The following is a 14,880-nucleotide window of genomic DNA, read 5'->3' on the forward strand; positions in this document are numbered from 1 at the left end:
CGGACGCGCGTTGCTGGACGGCGCCGCGCTGCTGCTGCAGGACAGCCAGACCTCGGCCGCGGCGGTGGCGCTGACGGCACGCGGCGGGGAACTCCGTCTCGATCGCGCGCTGCTGTCGGTGAGCGGACTGCTCGACCTGCACAGCAGCACGACGCTGAACACGGAAGGCAGCCGGATGAGCGGCGCCAGCGTCGCTGTCACTGCGGTGGACTGGCGCAATGCCGGCGGGCAGATCGGCCAGACCGACGCGGCGGGGAAGCTTCACCGCGGCGGTGACGGGCCTGCTCGACAACCACGGTGGCCGCATCGCCGGCAATGGCGCGTCGCTCGCGCTGTCCGCGGCGACGCTGGACAACGCGGCGGGACAGATCGTGCACGCGGGCGGCGTGTCCGGCGAACTGCGCATCGATGCGGCCTCGCTGTCCGGAGCGAGCGGCACGATCGCCGCCAACGGCGGCCTGACGCTCAACGTCACCGGCGCCGCGGATCTGAGCGGCGCCAAGACGCAGGCCGACCGCGTGGCGGTGACCGTCGGCAGCCTGAACAACCGGGGCGGCGAGCTGCTCGCGCAGCACGCGGCGCGGCTCACGGTCGCCGGGGAACTCGACAACACCAGCGGCCTGCTCCAGGCCGGCGACAGCCTCGCGATCGACGCCGGCACGCTGACGAACCGCGACGGCCAGATCGGCGCCGGCGATGTGGCGCTGACCGGCGCGTCGATCGTCAACGCCGGTCAAGGTCTGATCGCGGCGCAGGGACGACTGTCCGCCGATGTGGCCAGCCTGAGCAACGCGGGCGCGATGCAAGCCGGCGGCGACCTCGATGTTCGCGCGAGCGGCAGCCTGTTGAACAGCGGATCGATCCGCGCGCAAGGCGACGCGCTGGTTCGTGCCGACGTGCTGACCCACAGCGGCACGGTGACGGCGCAGGGCGCGGTGACGGTGAACGCGCGGGAGATCGCCAGCACCGGCGCTTTCGCCGCGGGCCTGAACGCCGACAACACCGTCGGCACGCGCGGCGATCTGACGCTGACCGCGTCGGGCGCGCTGCAGCACAGCGGCACCGCGCTCGCGGGCGGCACGATGACGCTGAGCGGTGCCGCACTGGCGCTGCAGGACAGCCGCGTCCAGGCGCAGCGCGTGACGATGTCCGCGCTGACCGGCGATGTCCGGTTGGATCGCGCCGTGGCGACGGGCGGCGAGCGACTGACGCTCACCGCCGCCGGCACGCTCGACACATCCGGCGCGACGCTGGGTGCCGGCTCGGTGGGCATCACGGCCACGGACTGGCGCAACGTCGCCGGCGACGTCGCCCAGACCGCCACCGCGGGGGAACTGCGCGTCGATGTCTCCGGCGCGCTGAACAACCAGGGCGGCTCGATCGCAGCGAACGCCACCGACGTCACGCTGAACACGCAAACGCTCGACAACCGCGACGGCACGCTGCTGCACGCCGGCACGGGCACCTTGACGCTGAATGCGCAGCAGATCGACGGCAGCGACGGCGAGATCCTGGGCAAGGGCGCGCTGCGCGTGCTGGCGCAGGGCGCGGTGACCTTGAACGGCGCGCTGACGCAGGCGCGCGGCATCGAGCTGCAGGCGGGCAGCCTGAGCCACCGTGACGGACAGCTGCTGAGCCAGGCCGGCGCGACGCTGTCGGTCGGCGGCGACGTGGACAACACCGGCGGCCTGATCCAGAGCGCCGAGGACCTGCGCGTGAGCGCCGGATCGATCGACAACACCGGCGGACAGCTCGACGGTCGAGGCGTCCATCTGAACACGACGGGCCGCTTGAACAACGGTGCGCAGGGCCTGATCGCGTCCGTGCAGGCGCTGACCATCGAGGCGGGCCGGCTGGACAACGCAGGCCTTCTGCAATCGCAGGCGGCGATGGACCTGACGGTCCACGACGCGTTCGCCAACGCCGGCACCGCGTACGCGCGCGGCCCGATGACGATCACGACCAGCGGCCTGCTGGGCAACACCGGCATGCTGGCCGCGCAGAGCGCGCTGAGCGTGCAGGCGGCCAGCATCGCGAGCAGCGGTGCTTTCGTCGCCGGGCTGAATCCGGACAACACGCTGGGCGCGCAAGGCGATCTGACGCTGCGCAGCACGGGCGCGCTGCAGCAGAGCGGCCAGACCCTCGCCGCTGGCGCGATGTCGCTGAGCGGCACGGCGCTGCAACTGCAGGATGCCAGGCTCCAGGCGCAGACCGTCGGGCTGACGGCCACGGCGGGCGACCTTCAGCTGAATCGCGCGACGCTGGCGTCCTCCGGCGCGCTGACGCTGACCAGCGCCGGTGCGCTCGACACCGGCGCGGCGACGGTCTCCGGCGCCGGCATCGCCGTGACGGCGCAGCGCTGGTCCAACGTCGACGGCACCGTGACGCAGACGGCGCAGACCGGTCAGGGCGCGACCTTCAGCGCGACGCTGCAAGGCGCGCTCGACAACACGCGCGGCGAGATCGCCGCGGCGGGGCGCACGCTGACGATCTCGGCGGGCGCGGTGGACAACACGCAAGGGCGCGTCGTGCACGCGGGTGCCGACGGGATGCGGATCGATGCGACCTCGCTGAACGGCGTCGGCGGCGAGATCCTCGGCGCGCACGCGGTGACCTTGGCGGTGACCGGCTCAGTCGATCTGAGCCAGGCGAAGACGCAAGGCGCGTTGCTCACGATCGAGGCGGGCAGCCTGCGCCATCGAGGCGGCGAGATGCTGAGCGCCGGCGATGCGCAACTGCGCGTCACGGGCACGTTCGACAACACCGCCGGCGCGATCGTCGCGGGCGGCAACCTGCTCGGGCAGGCCAATGCGCTCGACAACACGGGCGGCCAGATCGGTGCCCGTGCCGTCGACCTGACGGTGGGCACGCTGACCAACGGTGCGCAAGGGCTGATCAATGCGCAGGGCGCGCTGACGGTCGGTGCGAGCCAGTTGACCAACGCGGGCGCGCTGCAGTCCGGCACGGACACGCGCCTCACCGTGACCGGTGACCTGAACAACAGCGGTGCCGTGTACGCACAGGGGAATGCCGTCTTGAACGTGGGCAATGCGCTCGCGAACACGGGGTCCATCGGCGCGCAGGGCGCCTTGACGATCGATGCCGCGTCGCTGTCGGGCACCGGCTCGCTGGCGGCGGGGCTGCGTCCGGACAACACCTTGGCCGCACAGGGCGACCTCACGGTGCGCACCACCGGCACGCTGCAGTCCAGCGGCGCGATGCTGTCGGCGGGTCGTTTGACCATCAGCGGGCGTGAGCTTCAACTCCAGGACAGCCGCCTGCAAGCGGCCGCGGCATCGCTGACCTCGAGCAATGGCCCGCTGCGGCTCGACCGCGCGGCGCTGGCCAGTGCCGGCGACCTGATGCTCGCGAGCGCGGGCCTGCTGTCGACCGACGGCGCGACGCTGAGCGGCGCGAACGTCGGCTTCACGGCGGGCGACTGGCGCAACGTCGGCGGCTCGCTCACGCAGGTCGGTTCGACGGGCCAACTGACGGCGAACGTCGGCGGCCAGATCACCAACACCGACGGCCGCATCCAGTCGGGCGGCTCGCTGCTGCGCCTGCAGGCGCAGGCGATCGACAACGTGCGCGGCGCGCTCGTCCAGGCGGGCAGCGGTCCGCTGACGTTGTCGACCGGCACGCTGAACGGCGCCAACGGCCAGATCCTGAGCAACGGCGCGCTGACGATCGGCGCGACCGGCGCGGTGACGCTGACCAATGCCCAGACGCAAGGTGCCGGCGTGACGGTCACGGGCAGCAGCCTCGACCATCGCGGCGGCAACCTGGTGAGCACCGGCGCGGCGCAACTGAGCATCGACGGCGCCATCGACAACACGGGCGGCACGCTGGCGAGCGCGGGTGCGCTCGACGTGCGCGCGGCCAGCCTCGCCAACCGCGGCAACGGCCTGCTGCAGAGCGATTCGACGCTGCAGGCGACGATCGGCGGCACGCTGGACAACCAGGGCGGTCGACTGCGCAGCGGCTCGACGATGAGCTTGAACGCCGGCGCCGTGGACAACCGCGGCGGCTCGGTCGGCAGCGACGGCGCGTTGACGCTCACCACCGGTAGCGCGCTGCTCAATGCGGGCGGCAGCCTGCTGGCACAGCAGGGCGTGACGCTGACCGCCGCCTCCGTCGGCAACCAGCAAGGCCGCATCGCGAGCCTGCAAGGCGGCGTGACGGTGCGCGCGCAGGGCGCGCTCGACAACACCCAGGGCGCGATCCAGGCGGCGCAGACGGCGGACCTGCTGTCGACCTCGCTGATCAACCGCCAGGGCGAGGTCTCGGGCGCGACGGTCGCGATCGACACGCGCGGCCAGACGCTGGACAACACCGGCGGTCGCCTGCTCGCCTCGCAATCGCTGACGACGGAGAGCGGCACGCTGGAGAACCGCGGCGGCCTGCTGCAGTCGCTCGGATCGATGTCGGTGCAGACGCACGGCGCGGCGCTGAACAACACGCGCGACGCGGGCGTCTCGACGCCGACCGGCCTGCACGCGCAAGGCGCGATGACGATCAACGCCGGCGCGCTGACCAACGAGAACGGCATCAGCGCGGGCACCACCGCGCAGGTGTCGGCGAGCCAGCTGACGAACCGCGCGGAGCTGTCGGCGTCGTCGCTGGGCCTGACGGTCGGCGGCACGCTGGACAACCAGGGCGGTCGCGTCGTCGGCGCGCAGTCGCTCAACGCCTCCGCGCAGCAGGTGCTGAACCAGGGCGGCCTGATCTACGGCGGCAACACGTTGACGCTGAGTGCGGCGGGCCGTGTCGACAACACCAACACCTCGGGCGGCGGCCAGGGCATCCAGGGCGGCAACGTCACGGTGCAGGCACAGCAGCTCGACAACATCGGCGGCCAGGTGCTGGCCAGCGGCAACCTCGGGCTGACGATCACGCAGGCGCTGAACAACGCCGGCGGCGCGTTGGGCTCGTCGGGCACGCAGTCGATCGGCGACGGGGCGCAGGCTTCGGCGCTGTCGCTGAACAACGCGGGCGGCCGCATCTGGTCGGGCGACGCGATGGGCCTGAACCTGCGCGAACTCGCCGGCGGTGTCGGCGGCCAGATCAGCAGCGGCGCGGGCATGACGGTGAAGCTCGCCGGCGATTTCAGCTACGGCGCGGGCAGCCAGTTCCAGGCGGCGGGCAACCTGTCGCTGGACCTCTCGGGCAACTTCAGCAACCAGGGCACGCTGCGCAGCGGCGGCGCCTTGTCCATCCGGGCGGCCAGCATCGACAACGCCGCCAGCGGCGAACTCAGCGGTGCGCAGACCTTCCTGACGGCGGCGGGGCAGCTCACCAACCGCGGCCTGATCGACGGCGACGGCGTGTGGCTGACGGCCGACCGGGTCGTCAACCTCGGCACTGGCCGGATCTACGGCGGCGACGTCATCATCGACGGCGGTCAGCTGGTCAACGGCGCGGAGGGCGGCGTGTCGGCGGTGATCGCGGGCCGGCGCTCGATCGACGCGGCGCTGACGCGGGACATCTCCAACACCGGCGGTGCGCTGATCTTCGCGGACGGCACGTTGACGATGTCCGGCGCGAGCCTGCTCAACGAGAACTCGATCATCGAGGCGAGCAGCGCGCTGGGCCTCAACATGACGGGGGCCATCGTCAACCGGACCGTGCTGGCGGGTGTGAGCACGGGGCAGGTGGCGGGCACGGGATCGGGCGGCACTGGCGGGGGCGGCAGCAGCGGCGGCGGCAAGCCCGGCAACGGCGAGTCGACGGAGACGGCGCCCGAGGACACCTCCGGCGGCAGCGAGGTCGCACCGAGTTCGGGGAGCGGCAGCGTGGCCTTCCTCGAGACGAAGGCATTCATCCGCAGCGGCGGCAACATGAGCCTGACCGGCGCGACGCTGCTCAACAGCGGCGCCAACATCGAGGCGCGGGGCAATCTGCTGTTGCAGGCCGGCACGATCGACAACCTCAATCCCTACCTGGCGTGGCAGACCAATCCGAACGCAGGCGCTCCGTCGTCCTTGAGGATCGACTACTCGCCGAGCACCGGCATCTACGAGGAATACACGACCACCATCCAGCTCAACGGCAAGACGGCGGATCAGGCGCTGCGGGACTGGCAGAACACGCATCGGAACATGCGCGTGACCCGCTCGGTCGAGATTGGCGGCGGTGAGCCGGCGACGGTGACGCAGTCGCTGGCGGCCAACATCATCGTGGGCGGGCAACTGACGGTGCTGGGCGCCACGTCGATCCGCAACGACATGAGCCGCGTCGTGGGGTACACCGGCGTTGCCATCACCGGCGGGCAGGTGAACAACGTCGAGCACAAGGTCGATGTCGTGGATGCGCAAGGCGTGACGCGACAGGCGACGCTGGTACTGCCGTCGCAGGCGCAGTCGTTCATTCCCGATGCGCAGGGCGCCGGCGGCCGCCAGCAGGCGGGCGGCGTGAGCACGGGCGGCGGCGCGTCACAGCAGGCGTCGGGAAGCTACGGCCAGGCGACGGCGGGCGGCGGCAGCGGCCTGGGCGGGCTGATCAACCGGGTCATGCAGCAGGTCAACCAGGGCAACGCGGCGCAGACCGGCGCGCAAGGACGCGCGCAATGGCGCAGCGGCGGTCAACTGGTGGCGGAGGCTGTTGACGCGGGCAACGCGGCAGGCGGCGTCGGCGCGGTGAACGCTGGCCTGCGCGCCGGCGTCAACGGCGGCGCCAAGGCGGTGAATGCCGCCCAGTCCGGCGATGCCGGCGCCTCGGTGCGAGCCGGCACGCAGCAGAGGCGCGACGGCGACTTCGTGCAAGCGGGCGGCGCACAGAACGTGGCGGGTGCCCAACTGACGACGCAGTGGCGCGACGGCGATGCCGCATCGGCCCAGAACGTGCAGAAGTCCGAAACCATCGGCTTCGAGCCCGGTGTTCAAGGCAGCGCGCGCCAAGGCCTCTCGGCGATCAGCCAGACGCTGCGTGCGGCAGCCGCCGCGCAGCTGGACGGCTCCGCGCCCGACAGCAAGGCGACGACGCAGATCGGCAAGGTGCAGACCGCCGCCGGGACCTCGTCGCAGCGGCCGGGTGCGATGCAAGGCGTGAGCGTGCGCGGCTCGGGCGCGACCTTCAACGGCAAGCCGCTGGCGCTGAGCGTGCAGATCAACCTGACGCCGCCGTCCAACAGCCTGTTCAAGACGCACAAGGAGCCGACGTCGAAGTACCTGGTCGAGACCGACCCGCGCTTCGCCAACTACCGGGACTGGCTGTCCAGCGACTTCCTGCTGGAGGCGATGGCGCTGGACCCGGCGGTGACGCAGAAGCGCCTGGGCGACGGCTTCTACGAGCAGCGCCTGGTGCGCGAGCAGATCGGCCAGCTGACCGGCACGGGCTACCTGTCGGGCTACGCGGACGACGAGTCCCAGTACCGCGCGCTGCTGACCAACGGCGCGACCTTCGCCAAGGAACACCAGCTGGTGCCAGGTGTTGCGCTGACGGCGGAGCAGATGTCGCAACTCACCAGCGACCTGGTGTGGCTGGTGGAGCAGACGGTGACGCTGGCGGACGGGACGACGCAGCGCGTGCTGGTGCCGCAGGTGTACCTGGTGCCGCGCGAGGGCGACCTGCTGCCGAGCGGCTCGCTCATCGCGGGCGGCCGCGTGGAGATGGCGCTGAGCGGCGACTTCACCAACGGCGGCGACGTGCGCGGCGGCGCGGTGAACATCACCGCGCAGAACATCGCCAACACCGGCGACATGCGCGGCACGACGCTGGCGCTGAGCGCGCGTGACGACCTGCGCAACATCGGCGGTGCGTTGAACGCCACGGGCGACATGAGCCTGGTGGCCGGTCGCGACATCACGATGGAGACGACCATCGCGAGCGGCGGCACGCAGCGCGGCAACGTGACGACCAAGTCGACGGTGCTGGATCAGGTCGCTTCGCTGAGCGCGGGTGGCGTGATGGTGGTGCAGGCCGGACGCGACGTGACGCTGCAGGCGGTGCAGATCACGCAGGGCGGTGCGGACGGCGCGGGCGCGGACGGCGGCGTGCTGATCCAGGCGGGACGCGATCTGTCGCTGACGACGGTGACGACGGCCAGCGCGCGCGACGAGATCAAGAACGCCAACAACTACAAGAAGGAGAGCCAGCACCAGGACGTGGGCACGGCGCTGCAGGCCGAGGGCGCGATCGTGCTCAAGGCGGGGCAGGACCTGACGGCCACGGCGGCGCAGATCGCCAGCGCGCAGGGCGAGGTGACGCTCGGCGCGGGGCGCGACGTGCAGCTGCTCGCGGGCGAGGCGAACTCGGTCGTCGAGGAGATGACGCAGAAGACGAAGAAGAGCCTGTTCAGAAGAAGACGGTCACGACCTACAACAAGACCGACGAGACGACGGCGATCGGCACGACGGTGTCGGGCGACACGGTGAACATCGTGGCCGGCCGCGACATCACGCTGGCAGCGGCGCAGGCGGTGTCGGACAACGGCACCAAGCTGATCGCGGATCGCGACATCACCATCGACGGGGTGACGAACTCGGTCGACACCGAGCAGTTCAAGAAGACGGTGAAGTCGGGGCTGTTCAGCGGCGGCGGGATTGGCGTGACGATCGGCAAGCAGGAGCTGTCGCAGGCGACGAAGTCCACGCAGGAGACCAACCAGGGCTCGATGGTGGGCAGCGTCAACGGCGACGTGGACATCCTCGCGGGCGGAAAGTACAGGCAGATCGGTTCGGAGGTGCAGGCGCCGGGCGGCAACGTGACGATCCAGGCCAAGTCGATCGAGATCGAGGAGGCGCGCAACAAGTCCGCGCAGGACAGCGAGACGAAGTTCAAGCAGGCCGGTGTGACGCTGGCGCTGAGCGCGCCGGGGATCAGCACCGCGATGGATGCGACCAAGGCGGCCGAGCATGTCACGCAGACGCAGGATGACCGCATGAAGGCGCTCGCCGCGGCGACGGCGATCTCCAAGGCGATGCAGGCGGTCGATGAGATCAAGAAGCTCGGCGAGGCGATGAACGAGGCCAACCAGAACGCCGGCATCCGACTCAGCCTGACGGTGGGCAGCTCGCAGAGCAAGAGCACGCAGCACAACGAGTCCGACCAGGCCGTGAGCAGCGCGATCTCTGCGGGCAAGAACCTCAGCCTGATCGCGAGCGGCGGCGGCGCGGATTCCAACGTGACGGTGCGCGGCAGCGCGTTGACGGGCCAGGATGTCCTGATCAAGGCGGACAACGCGATCAACCTGCTGGCCGCGGGCAACAGCAGCGAGCAGCACAGCAAGGACAGCAGCACCAGCGCCTCGGTGGGGATCGGCGTCACGCTGGGCAAGCAGAACAGCCTGGGCTTCACCGCCTCGGCCAGCGTGTCCAAGGGCAACTCCGACGGCACGGACAACTACTTCACGACGACGCAGGTCACGGGCGGCAGCTCGGTGAAGCTGGTGTCCGGCGGCGACACGACGCTGCAGGGTGCGGTGGTGAGCGGTCCGAAGGTGGGCGTGGATGTCGGCGGCAACCTGAAGATCGAAAGCCTGCAGGACACGGCCAAGTTCGACAGCAAGAGCATGAGCGCCGGCGGCAGCGTGACCATCGGGTACGGCTCGAGCGCCAGCGGCAACTTCAGCCAGTCCAAGGTCACCGCGGACTTCGCGGCGGTTGGCGAGCAGGCGGGCATCCGCGCGGGCGATGGCGGCTTCCAGGTGAACGTGAAGGGCAACACCGACCTGAAGGGTGGGGCGATCACGAGCAGCCAGGCGTCGATCGATGCGGGCAACAACAGCCTGAGCACCGGCACGCTGACGACCAGCGACATCGAGAACCGCAGCCAGTTCAAGGCGAGCGCCGTGATGGTGAGCGCGGGGACGGGCGGCGGCATGGCCGGCGCGTTCAAGGACAGCGACGACGACCGCAGCACGACGCGCAGCACGATCAGCGCGGGGAGCACGACGATCACCAGCGGGGATGCGGCGAGCCAGGCCGCGCTCGACAAGCTGGATCGTGGGGCAACCAACGATGCGACGGCGGGCAAGCTCGCGCAAGGCTGGAACGGGCAAGACCTGGCACAGCAGGCGAAGCTGAATGCGCAGATCGTGGCGGAGTTCGGGGCGCAGGCGTCGAAGGAGGTGGGTACGTTTGCGGGGGACAAGGCCGCAGATCTTCGCAAGCAAGCGAAGGACGCTGAGAACGCCGGCGACGCAAAGGCCGCCGAGGCGCTCAACACGGAAGCCAAGAAGTGGGATGAAGGCGGCGCATACCGGGTAGCGATGCATTCGGTGGTCGGGGCGCTCACTGGCGATTTGGGCGGAGCCTTGGGGGCGGCCGGCAGTGCCGCCGCAGCCGACCAGTTGGACAAGCTCCAGTCGTCGATGGAAAAGGCCCTCACAGAGGCCGGATTCGGCCCTGACAAGAAGGGAAACAACGATTGGGCGTCGGCACTGTCGAAGCTGGCCAGTGGGGCCCTGGCGACGGGTATCGGCGCTGCGGCCGGCGGTGGATTTGATGGCGCATCGGCTGGGTTGAACGAGGACTACAACAATCGGCAACTGCACGAAACGGAATCGAAACGGCTTGCCGTATTGAAGACCGGAAAAACTCCAGAACAACAAGCTCGTTTGGACGCTGCCGCCTGTGCGCTGACCCGGTGTGCGGACGGTGTACCCAACTCGGATCCGAACAAGCAATACCTCGTTCAATTGCAAGCTGAAGGCGATAGATACTCAGCTGAAAAAGCGGATTTGACGCAGGGAGGGATGTTTGAATACACCAGGCCGGACGGTTGGCGCGACGCGATTACACGTAATGGTGAATTGAGTCGGAGGGTGGGCGGATTCACCAACGCTACGCTTGGCGCTGGCGCCATGGTGGGTGGAGGACTTTTGGCAAGTGGAGGTGTCCTTACGTGCGCCGGGACTGTAATTACTTGTGTGGCAATTCCAGCCGGAGGATATATTGCCTACGCGGGTTCAGAGCAGGCCAGCGATGGCACACACAAGCTCTTCGGTACCTACACATCAACCGAAGGCGCGCGCGTATTGGCGGCATTTAATCCTGCGAGCTACCCAGGCGAACGTGACCCCCTCGCTGAAATCGGCATCGATGCCGCAAAACTAGGTACTATTGCACTGGTAGGTAAATACTTGCCAAAGAGTCTGTGGGCTGCGGAGGAAGGATTAGCTTCGAAGGGCATCAAGATTGGAGGGCCGTCGGAGCAGGCGACCCTAAGTGCTCAAGCGAAATTGACTTATGGCGACGGATTTACGACCCAAGGGGTAAAAGTCTCCGCTGATGTTGCCAACAGCGCGCAATTCAGGGCAGTGGTAGAGGAGTACAAGGCAGCTGGAAATACTACCGAGCGCGCAATCGGATATGCCGAGAACGTGGTCAAGTCAGGAGCGGAGTTGCCGGTGTCCCGAATCGTAGCCCCAGGCGAAGAGCTCATCAAGATCGTCCCTAAGAAGGCTATCGGGGATGATGGCGTTGGACCGTATTCGCCATATTTCATGACAAAGTCAGAGTATGAAAAGCTGTCAAAACTTCCGCCTGAGCAAATTGTGCAAAAATTGGGATTGCCGGCGGAACAAGCAATACGCGGAACACAACTAGGATTTGAAGTTTATTCGATGACGCCGAAGACCGGGGCAACGCCGCAGGTGTTCGTGAGCACGATCGCTCCAATCGAGCAAGGTGCATACAAAGGTGTTGGTGGCGGAGAGCAAACGCTGGTTGCCAATCGTTCTCAATGGAACGAGCCGGTGAAAATCGGAACACTCAAGGGGAAATGATGGATGACGCGAAGCCAACGGGCTACAGGGTGATAGGAGACGCAAACGTCGACAAGATTCGACTACGAATATTGGCAGTTAATCTGGAGCAATCGCTTGATAAGCATCGGACATTTTCTCCAGATGTGGCTCGGCTCGCGGAATACGCGCCTCTAAAAGACGCGATGAGGCGCGCGGAGGAGCAGATGATCGACCTACCCGAGGAACTGGGTAATCTTGGCTACTGGCTCTTTGAAACTGAGCTGAGTGGTCCGGATTTTGTTGGGTTAATCGACTGCCTCATTAAATTCGATCAATGTTTGAAGGGTTGGCGAGTGATTGAAGAGTAAGCCGCCGCACTGCAATCCTCCGACAGCTGCACCCCAATGGACGAAAGAAGGCGGCTGACCTCGCGAAGAAGAGCGGAGGCAAGTACACGCAGCAGCAGATCGAAGATGCTATGCGCAACAGCGGGAACAGTCAGTACAAGGAAGATATCACTGCAGGTCTGGTCGTTCGAGACCCAAATAGTCCCAATGCATTCTTCGATAAGGACGCGCCGTTCACAACAAGCGATAACGGAACGAGCTTCGTCCAGATCAATCGCGATGGCTTGGCATTGAACCCTTCGCGTGTTGATCCGGACTTGGCTGCGTTCATTCGAGCGAATACCGGAGGGGCCAGTTCTCCTTACTACGATCTCGTTCCAATCAAGCCGACTTACCCTTCGCTGACTCAAGCAGGTAAGAGCGGTGAGCAGCAGTACCAGATGCTGACGGCCAACGGCCAGTCGTTCCGTTTGGCAATTGCTGACTGCCCTGCTGTCAGTTGCCAGAATACTGACAACATCGCTCGATACGGCCTTAGTTCGATAGATCAAATTCAACTTGATGCCTATACGTCAGCGCTGAAGAAGGAACAGGCAAAAGATGCAGTTAAAGGAGTGGTCGCCGTAGGAGTTGCTGTGACCGCTCCGGTGACTGTGACTGGAGCAGTGATAGGCGGTGCTGTGATCGGTGGGGCGTCAAGCGCAAGCGACCAATATATCGATCATGGCGAAGTCGACGGCGGTAAGGTTGCCCGTGACACCGTCATTGGCGGGTAGTTGGTGGAGGAACGGTGCTGGCGGCAGGGGCAATCGGGGTGGTCATCCAGAAAACTGGTAAGACTCTGGACGAATTGGTTGCGGCCAAGATAATTTCTAAATCCGATGCCGATGCGTATCTCGCAGGGAAGGTGCCCACATCTCCGACCGATTTGAAAGCCTCGGTCTCCCCGTCTGGTGATAAGCTGTCCCTTGACAAGGGGGCAGCAGCCAATCCGGAGAATCCATTGCTGGCCGATGCCATGACGCGAAATGGTGATCGGCTCGTGGTAAATCAAGGTAATATTCCTACATGTGGGCACAATTCCTGTGCGATGGTAGGCGACACGCTTGGAGTGCCGGTTGATTTGTATGCGCTGGTGAAGAATTTCCCCCCGAGTAAAGACGGTATTGTTATTGATACGGTCGCAAGCGCCCTCAAGGCTTCTGATATTGCTGCGCAAGCCTATCGCAGGCAAACAGTCCAAGATCTAGCGGAGTTCACAAGCGATGGAGTCCCAGTTATTGTTAGAATCAAGAATGGAACCGGGACATTCTCGCATTTTGTTGTTGTTGACGGCGTCACCGTCCGTGAAGGTGTTGCTGTTGTTGCAATTCGAGATCCGCACGGTCTTCAATACTTTAGTCCAGTGGAGACGTTTAAAAAGTCATTCACTGGAGAAGTCGCCGTTCCAAAGGGGCCAAAGTGAGTAATAAGCTAACGTTGAAGGCGAAGTTTCCTTCCGATTTCCTGACCGTAGAGATGTTGAAATTTTCCTCTCTGCCCTGTATCTGTAAAATTGGCAAAGGCCGATTTCTGATTGAATTCATCGATCCTCTTCCTCAGGTTGTTGGTGAAGTTGAAGAATTTAATTTGTCGGAGATCGATCAACGCGCGCCGGCGGGCGGGGGGGGGTGAATATATTCATTATTCGTTTGCGTTGATCACGCTTCATTCGCTTGGCGATGATTTGTTCTCTATAGAAGATCTTTCTCTGTTCAAGCGTCTTTCACCAGGCTGGTTCCCGATAATGATAAATGGCGATTGGGCATTGCCATTTGGGGGCGATGAACCAAAGGTTCGAGAGGGAACTGCGAATGCAAAGAAAATTGGTCGGAAGGCCGCAAGAAAGCAAGAAATTCTCATGACTGCGCTTAAGGGTAAGGCTGAATAGTCGTTTGATGTGTTTTGCCTGGTTGGTGAAAAATTCTTAAAAGCGAGCGATGAATCACGTGATGCCTGGTCAGCTGAAACTGATGCCCGACTATCACTGTTTTCCGCTTTGAGGCGATTGCGAGAACATTGATCCGGACTCTTTGCCCCTCTCTGAAGAGTTGCGTGCGGACCTGATGACTTGGGCATTGGCATTCGACGCAACGTTGGTGAGGGATGACCCGCTTTCCTCCGGCTTTCCGACTGACGCTGATGAGTTTGAGTTCATGCGCGAAGGACAGCGCTTGAGGGACTGCCTTCAAGCGGAGTTGGGTGCCAGGTCTTGCGTGACATTGGTGGTCTGAGTCGAGAAGCAGGAGAACCTTGTGCGCGTGGGACTCACTGGCGGAAGCACCCTCTTTGAGCTGGGCACCGTCTCCGACATGGTGCTCTTCGACTGCATCCGTCTCCACGCGATTCCAACGACGCCCAAGGCTCACCGGGCGCTGATCGACGATCGCCTCTTCAGGCGTTATCTGCGGTCGAGCGAACTGGACGTCGCCGCGGAGATGCTGCGGCTCGCGAGGGTGAAGTTGTCGACGCTCCCGGTCTCCTCGATCGACTGGGCGCCTGAAGGGCGTATCGAGTCAATGCTGGACCGAGCAGCGGGGGATCTCGCATCGCTCGTCGGGCGCTACTTCGAGGCCTTCGACCGATGCTCGGAGTCGGCGAAGCTATTCCTTGAGACCTTCAACATCGAGCAGCCGGTGAGGGCCATCAGATCGGACACGGCATGGTTCGCTTGGGAGAAGTGCAGGCCATTGGAGGCGTATGAAGCGCTCGACGGTTTGCCGTTCTGGATTGAATGCGGATCAATGGATTGAAACCGGTGTGGGAGCTTGAGCCGGGGAAACGCTGCCGTGTTGCGCCTTTCTCCCC

The 14,880-nt window shown here is 65.6% G+C and carries 8 protein-coding genes; all 8 read left to right on the forward strand.

Features of this window, described 5'->3' with window-relative positions; translation table 11 throughout:
• Positions 1-272: 272 nt before the first annotated feature.
• The 8 genes from ACFJIX_RS16650 to ACFJIX_RS16685 all read left to right on the forward strand — a co-directional run bounded on the left by ACFJIX_RS16650 (position 273) and on the right by ACFJIX_RS16685 (position 14,825).
• Positions 273-8,372 carry a beta strand repeat-containing protein gene (locus ACFJIX_RS16650; protein WP_377152863.1) on the forward strand — a complete coding sequence of 2,700 codons (8,100 nt, stop codon included), beginning with the start codon at positions 273-275 and terminating at the stop codon, positions 8,370-8,372.
• Positions 8,369-11,725, forward strand: coding sequence for a hemagglutinin repeat-containing protein (locus tag ACFJIX_RS16655; protein WP_377152865.1), 3,357 nt, complete (start codon positions 8,369-8,371; stop codon positions 11,723-11,725). The genes ACFJIX_RS16650 and ACFJIX_RS16655 overlap by 4 nt, the downstream gene beginning before the upstream one ends.
• Positions 11,725-12,054 (forward strand): hypothetical protein, encoded by a 330-nt coding sequence (locus ACFJIX_RS16660; RefSeq protein WP_377152867.1) that lies wholly within the window; start codon positions 11,725-11,727, stop codon positions 12,052-12,054. Before ACFJIX_RS16655 ends, ACFJIX_RS16660 begins: the two co-directional genes overlap by 1 nt.
• 110 nt (positions 12,055-12,164) lie before the next feature.
• Positions 12,165-12,809 carry a hypothetical protein gene (locus ACFJIX_RS16665; protein ID WP_377152869.1) on the forward strand — a complete coding sequence of 215 codons (645 nt, stop codon included), beginning with the start codon at positions 12,165-12,167 and terminating at the stop codon, positions 12,807-12,809.
• A 14-nt stretch (positions 12,810-12,823) separates the two neighbouring features.
• Positions 12,824-13,498 carry a cysteine peptidase family C39 domain-containing protein gene (locus ACFJIX_RS16670; RefSeq protein WP_377152872.1) on the forward strand — a complete coding sequence of 225 codons (675 nt, stop codon included), beginning with the start codon at positions 12,824-12,826 and terminating at the stop codon, positions 13,496-13,498.
• Between the two features lie 14 nt (positions 13,499-13,512).
• The gene (locus tag ACFJIX_RS16675) at positions 13,513-13,707 is read left to right on the forward strand and encodes a hypothetical protein (protein ID WP_377152874.1); all 195 of its coding nucleotides are present in this window, start codon (positions 13,513-13,515) and stop codon (positions 13,705-13,707) included.
• 22 nt (positions 13,708-13,729) lie between these two features.
• Positions 13,730-13,963, forward strand: coding sequence for a hypothetical protein (locus ACFJIX_RS16680; RefSeq protein WP_377152876.1), 234 nt, complete (start codon positions 13,730-13,732; stop codon positions 13,961-13,963).
• Positions 13,964-14,384: 421 nt separating this feature from the next.
• On the forward strand, positions 14,385-14,825 hold the full coding sequence (locus tag ACFJIX_RS16685) for a hypothetical protein (RefSeq protein ID WP_377152878.1): 441 nt from the start codon (positions 14,385-14,387) through the stop codon (positions 14,823-14,825).
• The last annotated feature ends 55 nt before the right edge of the window (positions 14,826-14,880 follow it).

The organism is Roseateles sp. UC29_93, assembly GCF_042695725.1.
In the GTDB taxonomy this organism is placed as follows: domain Bacteria; phylum Pseudomonadota; class Gammaproteobacteria; order Burkholderiales; family Burkholderiaceae_C; genus Roseateles; species Roseateles noduli_A.

Bases quoted from the DNA above. Each gene is read 5' to 3' on its own strand.
- ACFJIX_RS16665 (WP_377152869.1), top strand. From the start codon at position 12,165: ATGCGCAACAGCGGGAACAGTCAGTACAAGGAAGATATCACTGCAGGT.
- ACFJIX_RS16685 (WP_377152878.1), top strand. From the start codon at position 14,385: ATGGTGCTCTTCGACTGCATCCGTCTCCACGCGATTCCAACGACGCCC.
- ACFJIX_RS16660 (WP_377152867.1), top strand. From the start codon at position 11,725: ATGGATGACGCGAAGCCAACGGGCTACAGGGTGATAGGAGACGCAAAC.